Genomic DNA, 23,246 nt, shown 5'->3' with positions numbered 1-23,246 from the left:
ATGGAGTGGTTCACCGCAGATGGCTACTGGCTCAGCCGGCTGATCTTCCAGCGGGCTCTCGCCGGCATCTATCTGGTCGCCTTTCTCGCCGCCGCGTTCCAGTTCCGGGCGCTGATCGGCGAGCGCGGCATGCTCCCGGTGCCGGAGTTCCTGCGGCGTACGGACTGGCGGGACGCCCCCGGTCTCTTCCGCCTCCACTACTCCGACCGCTTCTTCGCCGTCGTCTGCTGGACGGGCTGCGCCGTCGCGGTCGCGCTGATCGCGGGGGTGGACTCGTACGTGCCGCTGTGGGCGGCGATGCTGCTGTGGCTGCTGCCCTGGGCGCTGTATCTGTCGATCGTCCAGGTCGGTCAGGTCTGGTACAGCTTCGGCTGGGAGTCGCTGCTCCTGGAGACCGGCTTCCTCGCCGTCTTTCTCGGCAACGCCGCTACGGCTCCGCCGGTCCTGGTGCTGTGGCTGCTGCGCTGGGTGCTGTTCCGGGTCGAGTTCGGCGCCGGACTGATCAAGATCCGGGGCGACGAGTGCTGGCGCAGGCTGACCTGTCTGGACTTCCACCATGAGACCCAGCCGATGCCGGGCCCGCTGAGCTGGTTCTTCCACCGGCTGCCGAAGCCGCTCCACCGGGTCGAGGTGGCGGCCAACCATGTCACCCAGCTCCTGGTCCCGGTGCTGCTGTTCGCCCCGCAGCCGGTGTCGAGCGCGGCCGCCGGACTGATGATCGCCACCCAGCTGTGGCTGGTGCTGTCCGGGAACTTCGCCTGGCTGAACTGGGTGACCATCACCCTCGCCCTGTCCGCCGTCGACTGGTCCCTGGTGGCCACGCCGCCCGCACAGTCCGCCCCGCCGCTCTGGTACGAGGTGGTGGTCATCGCCGTCACCGCGCTGGTCGTGGTGCTCAGTTACCGTCCGGCGCGCAACCTGATCTCCCGTCGCCAGGTGATGAACCGCTCCTTCGACCCGCTGCATCTCGTCAATACGTACGGTGCGTTCGGCAGCATCAGCCGGGTCCGCCTGGAGATCGTGGTCGAGGGCACCGACGAGCAGCTGCTCCACCCGGGCACGGCCTGGCAGGAGTACGGCTTCCACGGCAAACCGGGTGATCCGCGCCGACTGCCGCGCCAGTTCGCCCCGTACCATCTGCGGCTCGACTGGCTGATGTGGTTCGCGGCGCTGTCCCCCGCGTACGCACAGTCCTGGTTCGGCCCGTTCGTGGAGCGGCTGCTGGAGAACGACCGGGACACGCTGCGGCTGCTGCGCCACAACCCGTTCCCCGACGTCCCGCCCACGCACATTCGCGCCAGAGTGTACCACTACCGGTACACGACCTGGCGCGAACTGCGGGCCACCGGACGCTGGTGGCACCGCACCTATGTGCGGGACTTCATCCGGCCCGTCTCACTCGGTCCCTCGTTCCTCAGCCCGACCAGGCGACCTTGAAGACCCAGGCGTGCTTCCCGGTCCTCCGGGCGCCCGCCGGTACGTCGATCACCAGCGAGCCGCCCGTGGTGCGCCAGTGGAGCGGCCGGTCGTACCCGAGCAGGGTGACCCGGTCGCCGCTGCGGATCGGCACCGGGGCCTCGACGGTGAGGGCGGCGCCGGGCTGCGCCAGCGAGTGGATGTAGAAGGCCTTGTCCGGCCGGACGGTGAACCGCAGGTCCTCGCCGAGCTGCGGCATCCGTGACCAGTACGTGGTCCCGTGGATGGCTTCGCCGTTGGTCTTGAGCCACTCCCCCGTCTCGCGCAGCCGGCGCTGCATGATCTCGGGGATCGTGCCGTCGGCCTTCGGTCCGATGTCGAGCAGGAAATTGCCGTTCTTGGAGACGATGTCGACGAGCGAGTGCACGACCTCCTCGGTGGTCATGTACTTCTCGTCGGGTGTCTGGGCGTTGTAGCCGTACGAGAACGGGTCGAGGCCCCGGCTGGATTCCCATTTCGCCGTGACGATCTGGTCGTACGTCGTGTATTCGGGCGTCGTGAAGTCGTACGTCCCGATCCCGGAGCGGTTGTTGACGGTGACATCGATGGGCCGGGCCCGGTTCTTGGCGTGGTTGAAGTACTCGGACAGCACCCGGTGACTGTCGTTGTCGCCGCCGATGTCGCACCAGAGGATCTCGGGGTCGTACCCGTGGACCAGCTCCAGCATCTGCGGGCCCTGGAACTCGGTGACGTAGTCCTTGCCCGCCGTGTATCCGGTGTACGGGACGGGCTCCAGGGTGTACGGGTTGCGCGGGGCGTGGCCCATCCAGGGGTGGTCGGGGTTGAACCACTCGGGCATCGAGAAGTACAGCCCTCGGTGCAGTTCCGGGGTGTAGCGGCGCGAGGCGTCGAAGAGCTCCTTGACCAGGTCGCGCCCCGGCCCCATCTTCACCGCGTTGCGGTCGGAGAGCTTGGTGTCCCAGAGCGCGAAACCCTCATGATGCTTGGAGGTGAGGACGTGATACTGCGCACCCGCGTCCCGGAACAGCTCCACCCAGGACCGGGGGTCGAAACGCTCGGCGCGGAACTGTGGGATGAAGTCGTCGTAGTTGAAGGACTCGCCGTACGTGTCGCGGTGGTGGGCGTACGTCGGGTTGTTGGGGTCCTGCATCTGGTTCCAGTACCACTCGGCGTACTGCGTGCCCACCGGCGCCCAGGCAGGTACCGAGTAGACCCCCCAGTGGATGAAGATGCCGAACTTCGCCTCCTGGAACCAGTACGGCGCCTGGTGGGTGGAGAGGGACGTATCGGTGGGCCGGTAGTCGGGGACGCCGAGGGTGAGCGAGCGGCGGACGGTGGCCGCCTGCTGCCCGCGGCCGCGCGCGACAACGTTGCCGTCCTGGGCGGTGCCGGGTGCGGTGCCCGGCCTGCTGCGGATGCCGATCCGGACGCGGGCCTGGTCGCCGGGGGCGAGCCGGGTGATCCGGGCGGGCTCGACGGTACGGGCTCCGGGGACGTCCACGGAGAGGCTGAGGCCGTCGGTGGCGAGGACGGCGACGGTGCCCGCGTTGACGACGGTGGCCTCGACGCTCTGCGCGCCGGAGTCCAGCAGCGAGGTGGTGGAGTGCGCGTCGCGCAGGGACAGTGCCCGCCCCTCGGCGGCCGGCTGGAGCGAGAGCGCGAAGATGTGCAGGGACGAGCTGTTGGCCTCGGCGGGCCGGGTGGTGGGCAGGGTCAGCGCGACGGCTTCCCGGCTCGGGTCGAGCGCGATCTCCGTGACGGCGATGGAGACCTGGTGCGCGTCCTTGTCACCGTCGGGGAGGTAGCGGTACGGAGCGGTGAGCGCACCGCTGCCGGAATACCAGTCGGGGCCGCCGAGGGCGGGGGTCGATGTGGTGCCGTCCGCGTAGTGGACGGTGGCCTGGCCGGAGGCGGCTCCGTAGCTGCATGCGGTGAGGAAGAGCCCGGAGAGGTAGCGGCCGGGCGGCAGATCGATGCGCTGGCCGAGGGCGACGATGTTGTTCTCGGCTCCGGCGCCGGAGGCCGGGAAGAGGAACGTGGTGCCGTCGATCTCTGTTTCTCCGGCGGGGAGCTCCTCACCGGGGAAGGTGTAGCCGGAGCCGTCGAAGTTGCCGCCACGGGCCTCGGCGGTATCGATGCCGTCGTTGTCGAACCAGCTGTCCAGGGGCACGGGGACAGCGGCGGGGACAGTGCCCCAGTCGCTGCCGTGGGCGTCCGGCCCCGGGAGTGCGGCTCCGGTTCGCGGGGCCGCATCGGCGGTGGCGGGGCTGAGCAGGGCGGCGCCGACGGCCGCCCCTGCCGTCATTCCGAGTACATGGCGTCTGGGAAGTTCGGTCATGACGTCCGATGATTGGAGCGTGGCGGAGACCTGTCAATGAAATTTTCCAGACAGAACGAAACTTCTTCCCCACAACCATCGGATGACTGGATGCATCTGCGGTCAGGACGTGCGGTCCGCCGGCCCTACCGAACTGCTGGACCACATGCCGAAGCCCCGGCTCTCCATGGTGGCGGAGGGCCGGGGCTTCCGAGCTGACGGACCGGGGCGAGTGATCGGGCCGCGCAAGTCGGGCCGGAGGATCAGTCGATGCCCTGCAGGATGTGCGGCTCGGCGAGATCGTCCTCGTAGCCGGCCAGCCGGATCGGTGCGGATCTGGCCCAGACTTCGATGTTCCGGAGCTTCTCGGGCCGCTTGGCCTGCTCTCCGTGTCGCTCCGCCGGTCGCTTCTCGTGCTTCGTCAGTTCTGGTGTCACCGCGCACTCCTTTGTGTCACGTCACCCCGGGCGGCGCCGAGCCTCCGGCCTCAGTAACCGGAAATCGACTGCCCATAAGGGGCAGGGGCAGGAACAGTTCGGTCGCGGTGGCGCCGGGTGTGGGTCGGGGACGGCGGTCTGGTTACAGACCTGTCCCAGGACGGCCGAGGAGGTTTCGTGGATCCCTTGGTGGCGTCCGTGCACATCAGACTAACCAAATGAGCGCGTCCGCGCTCGATGGAATGCGTGCAGTAGGTCACTTTCGGACAACCGGGTGATCTACCAGCCTGCGGGCGCGTAGTCCTTGAGGAAGCAGCCGAACAGATCTTCGCCCTCTTCGCCCCGCACGATCGGGTCGTAGACCCGGGCGGCTCCGTCGACCAGGTCGAGCGGGGCGTGGAAGCCCTCCTCGGCGAGGCGGATCTTGTCGGGGTGCGGACGCTCGTCGGTGATCCAACCGGTGTCGACGGCGGTCATCAGGATGCCGTCCTTCTCGAACATCTCCTGCGCGCTGGTGCGGGTGAGCATGTTCAGCGCGGCCTTGGCCATGTTGGTGTGCGGGTGGCCCGCGCCCTTGTAACCCCGGCTGAACACGCCCTCCATCGCCGAGACGTTGACCACATAGGCTCGCTTGGCGGCCGTCGCGGCCATCGCCGGGCGGAGCCGGCTGATCAGGATGAACGGCGCGGTGGAGTTGCAGAGCTGGACTTCGAGCAGCTCGATCGGTTCGACCTCTTCGACCGTCTGGATCCAGCTGTTGGTGTGATGCAGGTCGGGTACGAGACCGCCCGCGTCGATCGCGGTGCCGGCGGCGATCCGTTCCAGGGACGCGGAGCCGGTGACCAGGGCGAGCTCGGTGACGTCCTGCGCGGTCAGGCCCTCCTTGCGGGCGGCGGGCAGGGCCGCGACGCGGTCGACCGAACCGCTGCCGAAAGTGCCGATGACCTCGGCGGCGGGGAGCTCGCCCGCAGGCAGCGGGGCGGATTCGGCACTCACCAGTTCGCTGTACGCCTTCGGGGAGCGGCGCACCGTCTGGGCGGCGTTGTTGATCAGGATGTCCAGCGGTCCTTCGGCGGCGACCGAGTCGGCGAGCGCGACGACCTGGGCGGGGTCACGCAGATCGATGCCGACGATCTTCAGCCGGTGGATCCACTCGGCGCTGTCCGGCATCGCCTTGAAGCGGCGGATCGCGTCGTTGGGGAAGCGGGTGGTGATCGTGGTGTGCGCGCCGTCGCGCAGCAGCCGCAGCGCGATGTACATGCCGATCTTGGCGCGGCCGCCGGTGAGGAGCGCCCGGCGCCCGGTGAGGTCGGTGCGCGCGTCGCGGCGGGACCGGTTCTCCTTGGCGCACTGCGGGCAGAGCTGGTGGTAGAACGCGTCGACCTCGACGTACCGGGTCTTGCAGATGTAGCAGGACCGGGGCCGCTGAAGTATCCCGGCGATCTCGGCGCCGGCCGAGGAGGACGGCAGGACGCCCTGGGTCTCGTCGTCGATGCGTTCGGCCGAGCCGGTGGCCGTGGCTTCGGTGACGGCCTTGTCGTGCGCGGTCTTGGCGGCCCGGCGCTCCTGGCGGCGGCGCTGCTTCACGGTCCGGTAGATACCGGCGGTGGCGCGGCGCACGGCGATGGCGTCCGGGTGGTCGACCTCGATGGTGTCGAGTTCGTCGAGCACTCTCAGGCAGACGGCCAGCCGCTCCGGGTCGATACCGGGACCGAACTCCTCGATACCGGGAGCGAGCTCCTGGCTGTCCTCTGTCACCGTCATTGCCGTTCCTCTGTCACTGGTCATGGGGTCACTGGTTGCGGGCAGAGCGCCCCGATCAAGTTTGCCATGCGACGGGCGCTGCTCCGTTCGCGTGAAGCGGCGCGCGGCAGGGGATAGGCATGACTTCGCCACGGCCGGGCAGGAGCGCGTCGACAGCATTCCGCCGTAGGGGAGGACGACGTCATGGCAGCCAGGTCCGCACGGACGACCGCAGTGATGGGCGTACCGGCACAACGGATCGAGCAGACCAGTGGGCTGCCACTGGTCGAGGACGCCGGCAGCGTCGCACCGACCGATGCCCGCGCGCTCTCGAAGCTGTTCTTCGACCGCCTCCAGGATCTGGAGGAGGGGACGCACGCGTACGCGTACGCCCGGAACACGCTGATCGAGATGAACATCTCCCTGGTGCACTTCGCCGCGTCCCGCTTCCGCAACCGGGCCGGTGACGACGCCGAGGACATCATCCAGGTCGGCACGATAGGTCTGATCAAGGCGATCGACCGTTTCGACCTGTCCCGCGAGGTCGAGTTCGCCACCTTCGCGGTGCCGTACATCGTCGGCGAGATCAAGCGGTTCTTCCGTGACACGACGTGGGCCGTCCATGTGCCGCGGCGGCTGCAGGAGCTCCGTGTCGATCTGGCGAAGGCCAAGGAGCGGCTCGCGCTGGAGCTGGACCGGGACCCCACCGTCACGGAGCTCGCCGCGCATCTGGAGCTGCCCGAGGACGAGATCATCGAGGGCCTGGTCGCCGCCAACGGTTACGCGGCGGGGTCCTTGGACACCCATGCGGTCGACAGCGACCACGGCAAGGACCGGCGCACGTTCGCCGACGTGCTGGGCGCACCCGATCCGGCCATGGAGAGCGTCGAGAATCTGCATGCGCTGGCGCCGCTCCTCGCCGGGCTCGACGACCGCGAACGGCGGATCGTGCAGATGCGCTTCGGTGCCGAGATGACGCAGTCGGAGATCGGGGCGGAGCTGGGGGTCTCCCAGATGCATGTGTCCCGGCTGCTGTCCCGGATCGTGAAGCGACTGCGTACCGGCATGTGCGTGGTCAGCTGAACCGCGTCGTCCACTTTTGCCTGGAGTGAGACCGTTCGCCGCGGGTAGGCGCACGGTGAGACATGGTCACCGACCGTCCCTGCGTCGCCCTGGCTGGAGCACATGAACGATCAGGTCATCCTGCGGCCGACCGACCGCCCGTACGGGCATCGGCCCACGGAGGTGCTCCACAGCGCCGCGGCGTTCGACGGCGAGCCCGGCTGCATCGCGCAGGCCCGGGCCCTTGCCGACAGCTTTCTGGCGCGGCTCGCGGCCCAGTCGGGGACGCGGTTCGGTGAGCACACCCGGGGCGATCTGATGCTGGCGGTCAGCGAGCTGGTCACCAATGCCGACCGGTACAGCCAGGGCCCGTATCTGCTGGAGCTGGAGGGCACCGCCGAGCGGGTCAGCGTCACGGTGTACGACAGCAGCACGGCGCTTCCGCTGTTCTACTCCCCCGACCCGACCCGCCCCGGCGGTCACGGCATGGAGATCGTCATCGCCCTGTGCGACCGGCTGACCGCCGAGCGGGTGCCGGTGGGCAAGCGGATCCGGGCCGAGTTCGAGCTCAGCAGCTGAGCTGTGGGGCGGGCGGGACGCCGCCCACCCCACGACCACGCCGGTCAGCCCAGGGCGGGCGGAGCGTCCGCGGGCGAGGTGCCCCATGCCGAGGGCGCGCTGCCCACGGTGAAGGCGAGCGACCGCGCCGAGCGGATGTCCTCGGTGGTGAGGTACGTGCGCGACTGCGCCGCGCCGTCGATGCTCGCCGACTGGATGTAGCGGTCGGCGTCCGACGTCCCGGGAGCCTTCACCGTGAACGACCCGTGCGGGTAGTAGCGGCGGTCGAGCGTGAGGTCGACACGCTCGAAGGCCGGCGTGGACAGACCCCAGGTGTCGGTGCCGGGCTGGACCGGGAAGACACCGATCGAGGAGAGCACCATCCAGGCGGACATCGTGCCGAGGTCGTCGTTGCCCGTCATGCCCGTCGGGGCGTCGGTGAAGAGCGTCAGCGCCGCGTGCACCACGTCGGTGGTCTTCCACGGCTGCCCGGTGGAGAGATAGGTGTACGGGGCGATGAGGTCGGGCTCGTTCTGCGGGTTGTACTTGTCGGCGTTGTAGTACGCGTACGGGCCGTTGACCCAGACGTCACGGGCGGTCTTCGCGGGATCGGCGAGCAGCTTGTCGTAGGCGAAGAAGGAGTCGAGCCGCTGGTTGGCGGCGTCCTTCCCGCCGATCAGGCCGACCATGCCGGGCAGGTCCTGCGGCACGAGCCACTGGTACTGCCAGGACGTGCCCTCGTGGAAGCCCTCGCTCTGCGCCGGGTCGGCGGGGCCGGTGAAGGCTCCTGAGGCGTCGCGGGCACGGAAGAAGCCGGTCGAGGGGTCGAAGATCTTGCGGTAGTTCTGGGCCCGGTCCTCGTACCGCTTCGCGTCGGCGTCGTGGCCGAGGTCGCGGGCCATCTCACCCAGCATCGCGTCGGAGAGGGCGTACTCCAGGGTGGCGGAGGCACCGTGGTCGAAGTCGGAGTCACCGGGCTTGGCGTGCGGACGGTCCTTGATGTACGGGGCGAACCCGTCCTTCAGATACTGCACGTTGGCTTCGCGGCCGACGGGCGCGGAGTCGGTGGGCGGGACGCCGTCGGCGTTCTTCTTCAGGGCGCGGTACGCCTCCTCCTCGTACCCCTTCAGCAGCCCCTGCTGGTAGGCGTTGGTGAGGAACGGGGTGACGGGGTCGCCGGTCATGATGTTCGTCTCGACCGTGCCGTAGCCCCACTTCGGCAGCCAGCCGCTTTCGGCGTCGATCCGCAGGACCGAGATCGCCATGTCGCGGGACTCGCGAGGGGCGAGCAGCGAGAGGAGCTGGGCCTGGGTGCGGTAGGTGTCCCAGAGGGACCAGTTCTGGTAGTAGGTGAAGCCCTTGACGTGGTGGGTCTTCTGATCCCAGCCGGTGTAGCGGCCGTCGACGTCGCTGCCGACGTTGGGGGCGAGGAAGGAACGGTAGAGCGACGAGTAGAAGGTGCGGCGCAGCTCGTCGCTGCCGCCCTGGGCCTTCACGTCGTCGAGCCGGTCCTCCCAGGACCGCTGTGCGGCGCGCTCGACGCGGTCGAAGCTACGGCCGCCCTCGGCCCGGAGGTTGAGTGCGGCGCCCTTGGCGTCGACGTAACTCAGGGCCGTGGTGGCCTCGACGGTGCGGTCCTTGCCGGTGTCGAAGCGCAGCCAGGCGCCGTTGCGCTCGCCGGCCGCCGAGGACACCTTCGAACCCTCGGTGACGGTGTCGCCGTTCCAGGTGCCGGACGTGGTGAACGGCCGGTCGAAGCGGGTGATCGTGTAGACGGTGTACGCCTTGGTGTCCTGGCAGAAGCCGCTGCCGGTGATCGCGGTCCGGACGGTCCGGTTGTCGAGGATCTCCACCTTCGAGGACAGCGTCCGGTGCAGCGACTGGCCCGCGTTGAGCAGGACGTTGGCCTTGTCGGTGGCAGGGAAGGTGTAGCGCTGTACGCCGGTGCGAGTGCTCGCGGTGAGTTCGGCGTCGATCCCGGTCTTCAGCCCGACCTTGTAGTAGCCGGGGCTCGCCTTCTCGTCGTCGTGGCTGAACTCCGCCGCGTACTTGGTGTAGTCGGTCTGTGTGATGTCACCGGTGGTGGGCAGCGTCGGCAGATCGCCGCCGAGTCCGCAGCCGACGCCGGAGAGGTGTACGGCGGAGAAGCCGCGTATGTGGTTCTCGGCGTAGTCGTAGCCGGTGTTGTGGCCGGTGTCCGGGGAGAGCTGCACCATGCCGAACGGCACGGATGCGCCCGGGTAGGTGTTGCCCTCGTTCTGGGTGCCGATGAACGGGTTGACCAGATCGGTCAGTTGCCCTTCGGTGCGGGGTGCGGCCTGGGCCGTGGCCCCGGTGGTGAGGACACCTCCGAGGAGCGCGACGGCGGCGAGTGCGGCCGCCGGGCCGCGGAGTCTCGGCCGTGGGGTCCGGTGCATCCGTGAGAGCCGGTGCATGGGGGTACTCCTCCTTGGACAACGTTGTCAGAGCGCGATCATTCTTGGTTCCCCGGTAATCCGCGTCAAGGGTTCGGACGCGAACGCTCCGGTCCGCCCCGGGCAGGGGCGGACCGGAGCACTGTCACAGGGTCAGGCGGTGGGGCATCCCGCCACGACCGGGTTGGACGCGTCGCGGACGAGCGCGTCCTGCGCCGCCTTGATCCGCTTCACGTCGGGTTTGACGATCCGTCGGTCGTAGGTGAGCAGGCCGTTCAACTCGCCCTCCACGTCCGAGATCTGGGTGTAGACGGCGCCGTTGCTGCCCTTGCAGGCGAGCTTCCGTACCTCGTCGAGCTTGGCGAGGTAGTCATCGGTGTAGGTCGACTGGTCGACCGCGATGTACGACTGCTGCACGGCCCAGGCGTGGCCCGGCACCGCCAGGCCGAGTCCGCCGTACTCGCCGCTGACCAGGGCGCGTTGCCCGTCCGGCTTGGGCAGGGCCGGGCTCGGGTAGCCGTGCTCGTCGATGATGTCCCCGGTGCCTCCGTCGACGCCCAGGTTGATGCCCGACATGCTGTTGACCAGCCGGGTCGGGTCCCAGGACTTCGCCTGGTCGGCGATGCGGGCCTCGTCGTACTGGCCCCAGCCCTCGTTGAACGTGACCCACATGACGACCGACGGGTGATTGTAGTGTTCGTCGATCATCTCCTTCATCTCGTGCTCGTACTCGGCACGGGCGGCGGCGGACGGGTTGACGGTGTTCATCGCCGGCATGTCCTGCCAGACCAGCAGGCCCAGCTTGTCCGCCCAGTAGAACCAGCGGTCGGGCTCCACCTTGATGTGCTTGCGCACGGAGTTGAACCCCATGGCCTTGTGCATCTTCAGATCGGACGCGAGTGCCTCGTCGGTGGGCGCGGTGTGCAGCCCGTCGGGCCAGAAGCCCTGGTCGAGGGTGGCCATCATGAACACCGGCTTGCCGTTGAGAACGGTGCGCGGGGTGCCGTTCACCTTCTCCACAGCGATCGACCGCATCCCGAAGTAACTGCCGACCCGGTCGGAGCCGACGGAGACCTTCAACCGGTAGAGGTGTGGGTCGTTCGCGGACCACAGATGCGGGTCCGGCACGCGCACGTCCAGCGCCGATCCGGTGCGGCCGGTGGCCGTCCCGACCTTGCGCTTCCCGTCGTACACGGTTGCCGTCACCGGCACCCCGTCCCGTACCCCGCGCACCTCGACGGCGACCTTCTCACCCTGCACATCGGGGGTGAGCTTCAGCGAGTCGGCGTGATCGGCGGCGACCGGCTCCATCCACACGGTCTGCCAGATGCCGGACGACGGGGTGTACCAGATGCCGCTCGGGTCGAGGCGCTGCTTGCCCATCGGCGGGTTCTCGCCGTCCTGGGCGTCGGTCGGGTCGTAGACGCCGACGATCAACTCCTGGGTGCGGCCCGGCTTCAGCGCATCGGTGATGTCGGCGCTGAACTTGTCGTAGCCGCCCTTGTGTTCGGCGACCTTGTGCCCGTTGACATACACCTCGGACTGCCAGTCGACGGCACCGAAGTTCAGCTGCAGCCGCTTGCCCTGACCGACCTTCCACCCCTCGGGAACGGTGAAGGTGCGGCGGTACCACATCCGGTCCTCGTGCCGTTCGAGGCCGGAGAGCTGCGACTCCACCGGATACGGGACGAGGATCTTCTCACCGAGCTTCCTGCCGACCGGGGGCTGCTCCCCCGCCTTCGCCGCGGCGAACTCCCAGGAACCGTTGAGGTTCTGCCAGTTGTCGCGGGTGAGCTGCGGCCTCGGGTACTCGGGCAGCGCGTTGCGCGGTCCGACCTTGTCGGCCCACTTCGTACGGAGCTCGTACGTGGAGTGGTTGGGCCCGCTGGACCAGAAGGCTCCGACGGCCTTGCCGTCCTGGCCGGCCAGCCCGCCCTGGCCGTCGTAGCGGATGTCGGCCAGTCCGTTGGCGTCGCCGGCCTTGTTCCCGACGACCGGTTCCTTGAGCGCGACGGTGAGGCTGCGCGGGTCGGCGGGGTCGGCCTTGATGGCCCCGAGCGGCCACGTCGCACCACCGATGACGGCGTTGAGATGGTTGGTGAGTCCGTCGGGCAGGGCCGCGAGTTTCTGCGCGAAGTCCAGCTTGAGGGTGCGGCCGTCGGCCAGGACGGTGGCACCGATGGCCCCGTCGTACGCGAAGTCGTCCGGCAACCGGAAGGCGGACTGCGGCACGGGCTCCTTGGTGCCACCGGGCTCGGTCCACTTGAGGTGCAGGTTGGACCCGCCGAAGTGTTCGAAGTACTCGACCTTGAAGTCGTAGGCCTTGCCCGCGGTCAGCTCGACCGGCTGCGAGGTCTGTTCCTTCTCCCAGTCGTCGACCCAGTGGTCGATGACCGGCTTTCCGTCGATCCAGAGACGGAACCCGTTGTCCCCGATCATCGAGAAGACATGGGAACCGGTCTTCTCCGGCACGATCTTCCCGGTCCACCGGATGCTGGCGTCGTCGGCCTGCCCGGTGGCCGAGCTCAGCCGCGATTCGAGGGTGGAGAAGTCGATGTCCGGATCGAATCCGGTGGCCTTGAGCTGCCCGAAGTCGAAGGCCCCTGGGGCGGACTGCGTGTAGTACTCGCCCTTCAGACCATGCACTTCGGCGGTGCCGCCGGGGTCCGAGGCGGCGGACGCGGCAGGCACACCGGACAGCCCGGCGACGCCGAGAGCGGCGGCGAGAAGCAGGACGACTTTCTTTCTGATGCGCACGGATCCTCCTTGGTGAGGAAGGGTGGCGGCTCGTTGCAACAGGATGTACAACGTTGGAAGGAACGACAGTTGGCATGACAGCACGACTCCCGTTCCACTGTCCAGGTGCATGACAGCGCGAAGGAGAGGGCCGGAGAGAAGCCTCGGAACGCCAGCAACGGACCGGCCGGCAAGACGGCCGCGCCGCCCCTTGGCCTGCGCATTCCTGGCCGCCTCCACCTCGTCGCACGCGGGCCGGCGCCATGCCGCCCGCGCGGTCCGGTCCGCTCCTGTCAGCGTCGCGGCCGACGCCGCCGAGCGGAATCTCGCCGACGGCCGACGTCTGTCATGGAGAGAGCGACGGAGCGGAAGCGCCCGGCCGGCAATCGAAGACGCAGTCCCCGCAGAGGCCGGCGCCCGGGCACCGGTAGTAGAGGCAACAGCTGTTCCTGCGGAATGCCGGGGTGTGCGGGGTCCCGGTGGTCCGCAGGTCCGGGTGGTCGAAGAGTTCGGCGGCCAGGGTGCGGGCCCGGTGCGCTGCGTCGGGGCGCTGGTGGGCGCGGGCCCAGGTGATCAGCTCGCGCAGCGCTCCGGCCAGGGCCGAGCCGGCATTGCCCCACAGCAGCCGGGGTGCGACGCGTCCGTCCCGTTGGATCGCGTCCGCGAGCGGTACGAGGTGGCCGTACTGGACGCACTCGCGGATGCGGTCCGCGGTGCCCGGCAGTGTTTCCGCGGAGTCGAGCCACAGGTCGTCCGGCGCGGGGTGCTGCGGATCCCAGCGGAGTGCGGCCGGGGAGAGATCCGGGAAGCGACCGGAGAGGACGGCCGGTCCGAGGGCGGTCGACCAGAGGCGGGCGGCCAGCCCCAGGTGCGCGACGGACGCGGCGACCCTGCGCTCGGGGGTACGGAGCCGGGCGGCAACGGTGTCGATGCGGGCCGTGAGCGGTGCCGTCTCCCCCGCGTACAGGAGGGCGAGCGGACGGTGCGCGCCGCCGGGCACCGGTGTCCCGCGCAGGGCGAAGAATCCGCCCACCGACGCCGCCCCGGCCTGCACCATGCGCTGCTCCTTCACGGGCTCCCCCGATCACTCGTAGTGACGACCCGGCCACCCCTGGGGCCGGGTCTCACCGTTCACCGTATCCGTGGTGATGATCGTCCTGAGGCTCGGCGGGGAGAGGACTACCGTCGGGAGGAGGACACAAAAACCACTCCCCTACTACCAAAGCAGTACGTCGGAACGCCGTCTCAGGGACGACGACTGGGCGGCTTTGAAGGGCCATCGTGGTGTACATGAGCTTCCTTGCACTGTCCGTGCTGCTGTCACTGATCTCCGCGGTCGCCTACGCGGCCGGGGCGATCGTCCAGGAGCGCGTCGCCACGGCCGGAGACGGCCGTTCGTTCGCCCCTCTGCGCAACCGCGTCTGGTGGGTTGCGGTGGCGTTGAACGGTGTGGGTGCGGTGCTGCACGTGGTGGCGCTGGCGTACGGCCCGCTCAGCCTCGTGCAGCCGCTCGGCGCGCTGACGATCGTCTTCGCCCTGCCGATGGCGGCGCTCTTCGCACGCCGCCGGGCCAGGGCGACCGCCTGGCGTGGCGCGATCATGGCGACCGTCGGTCTGGCGGGTCTGCTCGCTCTCACCGGCAACAAGGAGTCGCACACCCTGGGCGGCCCGGAGCAGCTGATGCTGGCGACCGTGACGTTCGGTGGCGTGGCGCTGCTCGTGCTGGTCGCGAAGGGCATGCGGCCACCGGTGGTACGGAGTGTGGTCCTGGCCGGTGCCGCCGGTGTCGCCTTCGGCATCGCGTCGGTGTTCACGAAGACGGTCGCGATGCAGTGGGCGTCCGGTTCGGTCGGCGCGGGGCTGCCCTCGCTCGTGGTCATAGCGGCTCTGGCGTCGGCCGGGCTGCTGCTGTCGCAGTCCGCGTACCGGGGCGCCGGCCTGACCGCACCGCTGGCGACAGTGACTGTGGTGAACCCGGTGATCGCCTCGGCAGTCGGCATCACACTGTTCGGTGAGCAGTTCCAGCACGGCACGGCGGGCGCGCTCCTGGCGCTTGCCTGCGGTGTGGTCGCCGCGGGCGGGCTGGTCATGCTGATGACGGAACGGCTGGACGCGGAGCAGCGCGAGGGACAGCGGGTGCTCCCGGCAGGTCCGCATGTCCCGGAGGTTGCCGCGGAGGGCGCCGGGGACGCTGCGGAAGCCGAGCCCGTGCTGGTCGTTTCTCCTGAGCCCGGAAGGGCCACGGCCGTGGCCGTCGGGGCAGCCCCGCCCACCGCTGCCGCCGAAACGCTGCCGGCGCCGCTCAAGCTGGCTGTCACGATGCCGCTGGAGCGGCGACGAGTGGGGCAGGTCGACTTCGGTGGCTCCGCACGGCAGCCGCGCACCGGTTCGGGACGGCGAGGTGCGCTGTCCGCCGAGGACGGTGGCACCGGCGATCCCACGGCGCTGCACAGGACCGTTCAGACGTTGACGCCGCCCGCCCGGAGGTAGGACAGCGGATCGACGTCGGAGCCGTAGCCGGGCCCTGTACGGATCTCGAAGTGCAGGTGCGGTCCGGTCGCATTGCCCGTGGAACCTGATCGGGCGATGCGCCGGCCGCCGCTGACGTGCTGGCCCTCGCGCACCAGCAGCGCGGACAGGTGGGCGTACTGGCTGTACTTGCCGTCGCTGTGCCGGATGACTATCTCGTAGCCGTACGCCCCCGCCCACCCTGCCGAAACGACCGTGCCGGAGGCCACCGCCTCGACCGAGGTGCCGGTGGGGACGGGGAAGTCGACGCCCGTGTGGTGGCCGCTCGCCCAGGAACCTGCCTGGTGGTACGCGGTGCCGACACGGGTCGCCGACACCGGTGCGACGAGCCCGGAGCCCTTCTCGGCCCGCTCGGTCTTCTTCGGCTGCGCCTTCGCCGGCTGGTGCGGCCTCGTCGACCGGTGACTCTGCTTCGCGGGCTGATCCGGATGGGTCTTCTGCTTCGCTCCGGCCGACCGGCTCGGCTTCGCGGCGGGCCTGGTTCCGCTCTTCGGGCCGGCCTGCGGGGTGGCAGCCACATCCAGGGTGAGCCGCTGGCCCGGGAAGATCAGATCGGGGTCGTCACCGACGACCTTCCGGTTCGCCGTGTAAAGGCGCTGCCAGCCGCCCTGCACATGCTCGGTCGCCGCGATCCCGGAGAGGGAGTCGCCGCGCGCGACGGTGTACGACTCGCGCTTGCCGGGCACCGTGGTCGGGGTGGCGGGCGCGGCCGTCTTCTTCGTCTTCGGGTTCGCCTTCTTGGGCGTGGAGGTCGTTGCCGACGAGGCATCGACGGGACCGCCGGTCCGTTCCGACTCCGGCGTGACGTCGGGGGCGCCGCCGCCCCGCGTCAGGCCCGCCCTTACCGAGCAGGTCGGCCAGGCACCCGGGCCCTGTGCCTTCAGCACCTTCTCCGCGACGGATATCTGCTGTTCCCTGGTGGCCAGATCTGCACGTGGGGCATGGACCGTGCCCCCGTATGCCGCCCAGGTCGACCGGGTGAACTGCAGACCGCCGAAGTAGCCGTTGCCCGAGTTGATGTGCCAGTTGCTGGTGGACTCGCAGGCGGCGACCTTGTCCCAGACATCGGCCGATGCGGCGCCCGCCGAGGCGGCGGTGACGAGGGGAAGCGCGATGCCCGCGCCGCCCGCCGTGACCGTGAGCGAGGCGCGGTTGATGCGGCTCGGCTGGTATCTGCGGTGTCGTCCGTTCGCGGCCATGACTTGGCTCCCCCACTGGCTGTAGGACACGTCGCAAGCGGTCAACTTATGGGCAGACAACGGGTGATGACAAGGCAGTGGCCGAGACCTGCCGGTCCTGGACGGATCGGGGAGCGCAGGACGGGCTTCATGGTGCCGGGGTGCGGTGGCGGTTGCGTACGACGTCGGCTGCCGTCAGGAGCCGGGCCGCGGGCACGTTCGGTGGCGCGTCCACCGTACGGCGACGGCCGCCCCGTGCCAGGAATTCGGCCAGTGGGAGCGTCGCCGCGCCGAGGGTGACCGCGTCCGGGCCCAGCCGGCCCATCTCGACCGTGGTGCGGGCCGCCGGGTGCCGGAGCGCGTACTCCTGCGCGTACCGGCGGATGTCCGGAATCAGATGCGGTCCGATCAGCAACCCCGCCCAGCCGCCCAGCAGGATGCGTTCGGGCAGGAACAGGTTGACGAGGTCGGCCAGGGCCGCGCCGAGGCATTCGGCGGTCTCGTCGAGGATGGCGAGCGCGACCGGGTCGGGATCCGGGCCCTCGCCATCGGGGTACGCGGCGGCCAGGAGCGCTGCCAGCGCGGTCTCGTCGTCGGCGTCGCGGGGCAGCGGGCCACCCGCCTCGTGCCAGCGTTCGCGCATGGCCTGCGCACCCGCGTACGCCTCCAGGCAGCCGATGGACCCGCAGCGGCAACGGCGGCCGCGAAGCTGCACCGTCGTGTGGCCCCATTCCAGCGCCATACTGCTGCGGTCCTCGTCGAGAATGTCGCCGCGGTTGACGCAGGCACTGACCCCCGATCCGATCAGGGCGATCACAGCGGCCTCCGTGCCGCGTCCGCCGCCGAACCACATCTCGGCCTGGCCCAGCGGCTTCGCACCGTTGTCGATGAACAGCGGGACGTCGACCGGTACATCGACCGCATCGCGCAGCAGCCGTTCGAAGGGGACATCGTGCCAGCCGATCGTCTGACCGTGCACGACGGCGCCGACTTCGCCCGGTACGCGCAGCGCCTCACCAACGGCCCTCTCGCGGCTGTCCCGTTCGACGATGCCCGGCACCCCGATACCGATGCCGAGCAGCCGTCGCGCACTGGCATCCGCATCCGCTCCCGCTTCCCTGAGCACGTCCGCCACGCCGCTGCCGACGTGGCCGACGATGCGTTCGACGTCGTAGCCGTCCTGGGCCAGCAGCCGTTCCGTGCGGGCGAGTTCGGTCAGCGACAGGTCGAAGAGCTCGACGCGGACCCGGGTCTCACCGATGTCGATGCCGATGAGAAGTCCCCCGCCGGGCGCCACGCGCAGCAGCGTGCGCGGACGGCCGCCGTCGGAGCCGACGATGCCCGCCTCCTCCAGGAGCCCCTCCGCGGCAAGCTCCGCAACGACGTTGCTGATGGATCCTGAGCTCAGCCCGGTGGCGGGGCCGAGCTCCTGGCGGCTCAACGGCCCGTCGAAATACAGCCGTTGCAGTACTCTCGCCCGGTTGCCCCGCCGCAGGTCGCGCACGGTCCGTCCGGCGCGCTCGGCCATGTTTTCCTTCCCTTCACGGAATCAAGCCCGTCGGCCGGGCGCGGAACGGGTGCGGCCGCCCCACCGGCCGACGCCGCGCGACACAGACCGGGCTCGCTCACCTCGTGGTGGAGGATCACTCCGGGCACTTTCGGACGGCCGGCACGGTTCGAGGCCGCTCATCCATCGTTCTCCCCCTCCCCGCTGGGCTGTGCGGACGGCCAACGCTCGAGTACGAGGTGCAGCGCCTCGACGCACTGCTGCCAGGACGCCTGCACGTCGCGGGGGGCACCGAAACCGCCGTTGGCCTCCAGGGCGCTGTAGCCGTGGAAGGTACTGCGCAGCAGCCGTACGGCGTCCGTGAAGTCGGGTTCGGACAGGTCGTAGGCGCGCAGCATCGCGTAGATGATCTCGATGGTGCGGTGGTACGCGGTGGACTCGGCGACGACTGCGGGATCGAGCCGGATCTGGGTCGCCGCGTACCGGCCCGGCCGTTCCAGCGCAAAGGCGCGGTAGGCGTCGGCGAACGCGACGAGTGCGTCTTTTCCGGCCCGTCCGGCGACCGCCGTGCCGAGCCGGTCGGCGAACTCCCCCGCGGCCAGCAGGGCGACCCGGGTGCGCAGGTCCTGCACGCTCCTGACGTGGGAGTACAGGCTGGCGTCCTTCACCCCGAAACCGCGCGCCAGCGCGGACACGGTGACCTTGTCGAGACCGATGGAGTCCGCCAGATCGGCCGCCGCCTCCACCACGCGATCGGTCGTCAGACCAGCGCGAACCATCCGCCACCTCCACCGGAGCAAGGGACCCTAGGCTACTACCTAGGGTCCCTAGCGGACTCCGGTCATACACAGGCGCCGCCGCTCACCGGCTGCCTACTGCTCGAAGGTGTCCGGGACGGACAGCCAGTCCCATCGGTCGACCGGCCAGACGACGGTGAAAGCTCGTCCGACCACGTCGTCGACGGGTACCGCACCGCCCCCCGGCTGCTCCCGGTGGTAGCGCGAGTCCGCCGATGCCTGGCGGTGGTCGCCCATCACCCAGATGTGCCCTTGCGGAACAGTGATCTTGAATTCGGCATCCGAGCTGCAGGGGGTGTTCCCGGGGAATACATAAGGCTCGTCGAGGGCCCTACCGTTCACCTTGACCGGGCCGGTGCCCTGGCACTCGACGGTGTCTCCTCCCACCCCGATCACGCGCTTGATCAGGTCCTTCTCGTCCGCCGACGGCATCAGGCCGATGAAGGACAGCACTTCCTGCACCGGGTTGGCGGGCGCAGCCGGGTCGGACGGGAGCCAGTTGCCCGGGTCGTGGAAGACCACGACCTCCCCGCGCCCGGGCTGTGCACCGAACCAGGGCGTGAGCTTGTCGACCAGCACACGGTCCCCGGGCTGCAGCGTGTTCTGCATGGAGTCCGAGGGGATCGAGAAGGCCTGGACCAGGAACGTCTTGATGAGCAGCGACAGCACCAGCGCAACGCCGATGAGCAGGGGCAACTCGACCCAGAACGACCGTCGTTCATTCTTCCGGGAGCGCCGCTCGGCAGGGGGCTCGCCCTCTGCGTCGCTCGAATTACGCGCTCCGACCTCTGCCTCTGTCACGCCGCCCCCGCTTCGTCGCGGCACGCCTCGGACGGCTGCCGCACGCCCCGTCCGCAACCCTTGTGAGGTCGGGACCAGTTGTCTGTGCTACGCAACCACTCTAGGGGCAACGCGCTTCAGGTTTTGGCCGCCCCGACCAGGCGAACTGTGCTGCGGATCTTCCATACCGTCGCCTCCGGCACCACGCCCGCACCACCGCTCGCGCCGACGGACGTCCGGCGAGGGAACCCGCGGAGTTCTTGACGGCGACTGCGGTGGCCTTACCGCCCCTCTGAACGGACGACGGCAGCGACGTACCAGCTGCTCGGCGGCTTTCTGCCACTCAGTGATCCACAGATCGTCGGGCAGCGGAAAGGACGGCGCGCAGGCACGGTGGAAGAGTCGGACATCGAGACACGTGGAGGCGCCATGAATCACCAAGACGGCGCACCGGTACTGCGCTGCCTGGTCACCGGTGCGACGGGCTACATCGGGGGACGGCTGGTCCCCGAACTGCTCGATGCCGGGCACAGCGTGCGCTGTCTCGCACGTACGCCCGAGAAGCTGCGGGACCACCCCTGGGCCGGCCGGGCCGAGGTCGTCCGCGGTGACGTCATGGACCCGGAGTCGCTGGGGCCGGCCATGCAGGGAGTGGACGTCGCCTACTACCTGGTGCACGCGCTCGGCAGCGGCTCGGACTTCGAGGCCACGGACCGGAAGGCGGCCAGGACATTCGGCGAGCAGGCGCGCGCCGCAGGTGTGTCACGCATCGTCTACCTGGGCGGACTCACACCCGCCGGGGTCCCCGAGCACGAACTGTCGCCGCATCTGCGCTCGCGTGCCGAGGTCGGCAGGATCCTGCTGGAGTCGGGCGTGCCGACCACGGCGTTGCGCGCGGCCGTGATCATCGGCTCCGGTTCGGCCTCCTTCGAGATGTTGCGATACCTCACCGAACGTCTACCGGTCATGGTCACGCCGAGCTGGGTGTCGACCAGGATCCAGCCGGTCGCCGTCCGTGACGTACTGCGGTATCTCGTGGGCAGTGCGACCATGCCTGCCGAGGTGAGTCGCACCTTCGACATCGGCGGCCCGGACATCGTCACGTACCGGGAGATGATGCAGGACTACGCGGCCGTCGCCCGCTTGCCGCATCGGCTGATCCTGCCCGTCCCGATGCTGACGCCCGGGCTGTCGAGCCACTGGATCGGGCTGGTCACACCCGTCCCCGCCTCCATCGCACGCCCGCTCGCCGAATCGCTGAAGTACGAGGTCGTGTGCCGCGAGCACGACATCACACGCTACGTCCCCGACGGGCCGGGACAGCCGTTCACCTTCCGGAGAGCGCTCGCGCTCGCACTGCAGCGGGTGCGCGAGGCGAACGTGACGACCCGGTGGTCGTCGGCGTCTGTGCACGGTGCACCGAGCGACCCGCTGCCCACGGACCCCGGCTGGGCAGGCGGCAGTCTCTACACCGACGAGCGGGAACTCGACATCGACGCCGCCCCGGAGGCCCTGTGGCGGGTCATCGAAAGCATCGGGGGCGACAACGGCTGGTATTCCTTCCCCCTGGCATGGGCCGTCCGCGGCTGGCTCGACCGTGCGATCGGCGGTGTCGGACTGACCCGGGGCCGCCGGGACGCCACCCGGCTCAGGGTGGGCGACTCGCTGGACTTCTGGCGGGTCGAGGAGATCGTGCCGGGCCATCTGCTCCGGCTGCGCGCGGAGATGCGGCTGCCCGGCCTGGCCTGGCTGGAGCTGTACGCCGAACGGAACGGGACCGGAGGCGCGCACTACCGGCAGCGCGCGCTGTTCCATCCCCGGGGGCTGCTGGGTCACGCCTATTGGTGGAGTGTCGCCCCCTTCCACGCCGTCGTCTTCGGAGGGATGGCCCGCAACATCGCTCGCGCCACCATGCTGCCCACCCGGTCGGAGCAGGTGAAGGCAGCCTCCGCCCTCTGACAGGCGACACGCGAGCGTGGCACCGCGACAGCCGCACACCGCCCCGGCCGGGCTCCGGCGACGCAACCGGCCGACCCGATCCGGGCGCCCCCACGAGCCCGAGCACGGTCATCCCGCCGGCCCCTTCGCCGGAGCTCCCGTTCCACCGGCCGGTCCGGCCGGCTCCCCACTCGACCGTACGGAGGTTTTGCTGCGGCGACGTGACCGGCGTGCGGCGGCTTGAACAGGCCTTCCCCGCGCCCCGTATCCATACTGGGCATCCCGGCATCCTCGACAGATTGCAGGAGCACACAGATGAGCGGCACTGCGCAGATCGGCGTCACTGGACTTGCGGTGATGGGCCGCAATCTCGCCCGGAACTTCGCACGTAACGGCTTCACCGTCGCGGTGCACAACCGTACGACTGCGAAGACCGATGCCCTGGTCAAGGAGTTCGGCGACGAGGGAACATTCGTCGCCGCGCGCACGCCCGAGGAGTTCGTGGCGGCGCTGGAACGCCCCCGCAGGCTGGTCATCATGGTGAAGGCCGGCGATCCGACGGACGCGGTGATCGAGGAGTTCGCCCCGCTGCTCGACGAGGGCGACGTCATCATCGACGGCGGCAACGCACACTTCGAGGACACCCGCCGCCGCGAGAAGGATCTGCGCGAGCGCGGCATCCATTTCGTCGGTGTCGGTATCTCGGGCGGCGAGGAGGGCGCGCTGAACGGGCCGAGCATCATGCCCGGCGGTTCCACCCGGTCGTACGAATCACTGGGGCCGCTGCTGGAGAAGATCGCCGCGAAGGCGAAGGACGGCACTCCGTGCACCACACACATCGGCCCCGACGGTGCCGGGCACTACGTGAAGATGGTCCACAACGGCATCGAGTACGCGGACATGCAGCTGATCGCGGAGGCGTACGACCTGCTGCGGAGGGTGGCCGGCTACTCCCCCGCGAAGATCGCCGAGACGTTCCGCAGCTGGAACACCGGCCGGCTCGACTCGTATCTGATCGAGATCACGGCGGAAGTCCTCTCCCACACGGACCCGGAGACGGGGAAGCCGTTCGTCGACATCGTGCAGGACCGGGCCGAGCAGAAGGGCACCGGCCGCTGGACCGTGCAGATCGCACTCGATCTGGGCGTGCCGGTCTCCGGCATCGCGGAGGCCGTCTTCGCCCGTTCGCTGTCGGGCCACGCGGATCTGCGGGAGGCCGCACGGGAGCTGCCGGGCCCATCGGCCACTCCACTGGCCGGAGCCGAGGCCGCGGCGTTCGCCGACCGGGTGGAGCAGGCGCTGTACGCCTCCAAGATCGTCTCCTACACGCAGGGGTTCCATCAGATCCGCGCGGGCAGCGAGACGTACGACTGGAAGATCGATCTCGGTGCGGTGGCGGCGATCTGGCGGGCCGGCTGCATCATCCGGGCGGCATTCCTGGACCGGATCCGGGCAGCGTACGACGCACGGCCGGAGCTGGTGAGTCTCCTCTCCGACCAGCAGTTCGCCCAGGAGATCGGTGCGGCGCAGGACGACTGGCGGACGGTGGTCGCCGAGGCGGTACGCCAGGGAGTGCCGACCCCCGGATTCGCCGCCGCGCTCTCGTACTACGACGGTCTGCGCGCCGACCGGCTCCCGGCGGCGCTCACTCAGGGGCAGCGGGACTTCTTCGGGGCGCACACCTACCGGCGTACGGACCGTCCTGGCTCCTTCCACACGCTCTGGGGCGGCGACCGGTCGGAGACCGCCACCGGCTGACGGGCCTCGGGCAGCTGTTCGTCCGGCCGGGTCACCCGGAGTGCGGCAGGACCGT

Annotated in this window: 16 protein-coding genes; 6 read left to right on the top strand and 10 right to left on the bottom strand. The window is 69.7% G+C overall.

The annotated features are described in order from the left end of the window. Positions 1-1,437 (top strand): lipase maturation factor family protein, encoded by a 1,437-nt coding sequence (locus tag OHA03_RS37025; protein WP_267008407.1) that lies wholly within the window; start codon positions 1-3, stop codon positions 1,435-1,437. Here OHA03_RS37025 and OHA03_RS37020 read toward each other — a convergent pair. The 3 genes from OHA03_RS37020 to OHA03_RS37010 form a co-directional block, all read right to left on the bottom strand. Continuing rightward, positions 1,415-3,775, bottom strand: a complete 2,361-nt coding sequence (locus OHA03_RS37020) for an alpha-L-fucosidase (RefSeq protein ID WP_267008406.1) — start codon at positions 3,773-3,775, stop codon at positions 1,415-1,417. The genes OHA03_RS37025 and OHA03_RS37020 overlap by 23 nt on opposite strands. Before the next feature lie 242 nt (positions 3,776-4,017). Beyond that, the gene (locus OHA03_RS37015) at positions 4,018-4,191 is read right to left on the bottom strand and encodes a hypothetical protein (protein ID WP_267008405.1); all 174 of its coding nucleotides are present in this window, start codon (positions 4,189-4,191) and stop codon (positions 4,018-4,020) included. 279 nt (positions 4,192-4,470) lie between these two features. Further along, the gene (locus tag OHA03_RS37010; RefSeq protein ID WP_267008404.1) at positions 4,471-5,955 is read right to left on the bottom strand and encodes an SDR family NAD(P)-dependent oxidoreductase; all 1,485 of its coding nucleotides are present in this window, start codon (positions 5,953-5,955) and stop codon (positions 4,471-4,473) included. 216 nt (positions 5,956-6,171) lie between these two features. Between OHA03_RS37010 and OHA03_RS37005 the strand changes: the two genes are divergently transcribed. Continuing rightward, positions 6,172-7,017 (top strand): RNA polymerase sigma factor SigF, encoded by an 846-nt coding sequence (locus tag OHA03_RS37005; protein ID WP_267009600.1) that lies wholly within the window; start codon positions 6,172-6,174, stop codon positions 7,015-7,017. A gap of 102 nt (positions 7,018-7,119) precedes the next feature. Beyond that, positions 7,120-7,575, top strand: coding sequence for an ATP-binding protein (locus OHA03_RS37000; RefSeq protein WP_267008403.1), 456 nt, complete (start codon positions 7,120-7,122; stop codon positions 7,573-7,575). 44 nt (positions 7,576-7,619) lie between these two features. Here OHA03_RS37000 and OHA03_RS36995 read toward each other — a convergent pair whose 3' ends face one another. From OHA03_RS36995 to OHA03_RS36985, 3 genes are all read right to left on the bottom strand, one after another. Further along, positions 7,620-9,971: a GH92 family glycosyl hydrolase gene (locus tag OHA03_RS36995; protein WP_267009599.1), complete on the bottom strand. Its 2,352-nt coding sequence runs from the start codon at positions 9,969-9,971 to the stop codon at positions 7,620-7,622. 150 nt (positions 9,972-10,121) lie between these two features. Then, positions 10,122-12,725, bottom strand: a complete 2,604-nt coding sequence (locus OHA03_RS36990) for a PA14 domain-containing protein (protein ID WP_267008402.1) — start codon at positions 12,723-12,725, stop codon at positions 10,122-10,124. A 325-nt stretch (positions 12,726-13,050) separates the two neighbouring features. Continuing rightward, positions 13,051-13,761, bottom strand: a complete 711-nt coding sequence (locus tag OHA03_RS36985) for a (2Fe-2S)-binding protein (RefSeq protein ID WP_267008401.1) — start codon at positions 13,759-13,761, stop codon at positions 13,051-13,053. Between the two features lie 224 nt (positions 13,762-13,985). Between OHA03_RS36985 and OHA03_RS36980 the strand changes: the two genes are divergently transcribed. After that, the gene (locus OHA03_RS36980) at positions 13,986-15,194 is read left to right on the top strand and encodes a DMT family transporter (RefSeq protein ID WP_267008400.1); all 1,209 of its coding nucleotides are present in this window, start codon (positions 13,986-13,988) and stop codon (positions 15,192-15,194) included. On the opposite strand, the gene OHA03_RS36975 is transcribed toward OHA03_RS36980, so the two are convergent. The 4 genes from OHA03_RS36975 to lepB all read right to left on the bottom strand — a co-directional run bounded on the left by OHA03_RS36975 (position 15,164) and on the right by lepB (position 19,516). Further along, positions 15,164-16,432 (bottom strand): transglycosylase family protein, encoded by a 1,269-nt coding sequence (locus OHA03_RS36975; RefSeq protein WP_267008399.1) that lies wholly within the window; start codon positions 16,430-16,432, stop codon positions 15,164-15,166. The genes OHA03_RS36980 and OHA03_RS36975 overlap by 31 nt on opposite strands. A 127-nt stretch (positions 16,433-16,559) precedes the next feature. Then, on the bottom strand, positions 16,560-17,939 hold the full coding sequence (locus OHA03_RS36970; RefSeq protein WP_267008398.1) for an ROK family transcriptional regulator: 1,380 nt from the start codon (positions 17,937-17,939) through the stop codon (positions 16,560-16,562). Positions 17,940-18,097: 158 nt separating this feature from the next. Next, positions 18,098-18,697 carry a TetR/AcrR family transcriptional regulator gene (locus OHA03_RS36965; protein ID WP_267008397.1) on the bottom strand — a complete coding sequence of 200 codons (600 nt, stop codon included), beginning with the start codon at positions 18,695-18,697 and terminating at the stop codon, positions 18,098-18,100. 93 nt (positions 18,698-18,790) lie between these two features. Next, positions 18,791-19,516: a signal peptidase I gene (gene lepB, locus OHA03_RS36960; RefSeq protein ID WP_267008396.1), complete on the bottom strand. Its 726-nt coding sequence runs from the start codon at positions 19,514-19,516 to the stop codon at positions 18,791-18,793. A gap of 408 nt (positions 19,517-19,924) precedes the next feature. Between lepB and OHA03_RS36955 the strand changes: the two genes are divergently transcribed. Together OHA03_RS36955 and gndA are read left to right on the top strand one after the other, a co-directional pair. Next, positions 19,925-21,454, top strand: a complete 1,530-nt coding sequence (locus OHA03_RS36955) for an SDR family oxidoreductase (protein ID WP_267008395.1) — start codon at positions 19,925-19,927, stop codon at positions 21,452-21,454. Positions 21,455-21,748: 294 nt separating this feature from the next. Beyond that, on the top strand, positions 21,749-23,191 hold the full coding sequence (gndA, locus tag OHA03_RS36950; protein WP_267008394.1) for an NADP-dependent phosphogluconate dehydrogenase: 1,443 nt from the start codon (positions 21,749-21,751) through the stop codon (positions 23,189-23,191). Positions 23,192-23,246: the final 55 nt, after the last annotated feature.

The sequence above is a fragment of the Streptomyces sp. NBC_00154 genome (assembly GCF_026342835.1).
In the GTDB taxonomy this organism is placed as follows: Bacteria; Actinomycetota; Actinomycetes; order Streptomycetales; family Streptomycetaceae; genus Streptomyces.
Note: the sequence above shows the minus strand (reverse complement) of the source record. Positions and strands in the feature narration are given on the sequence as shown.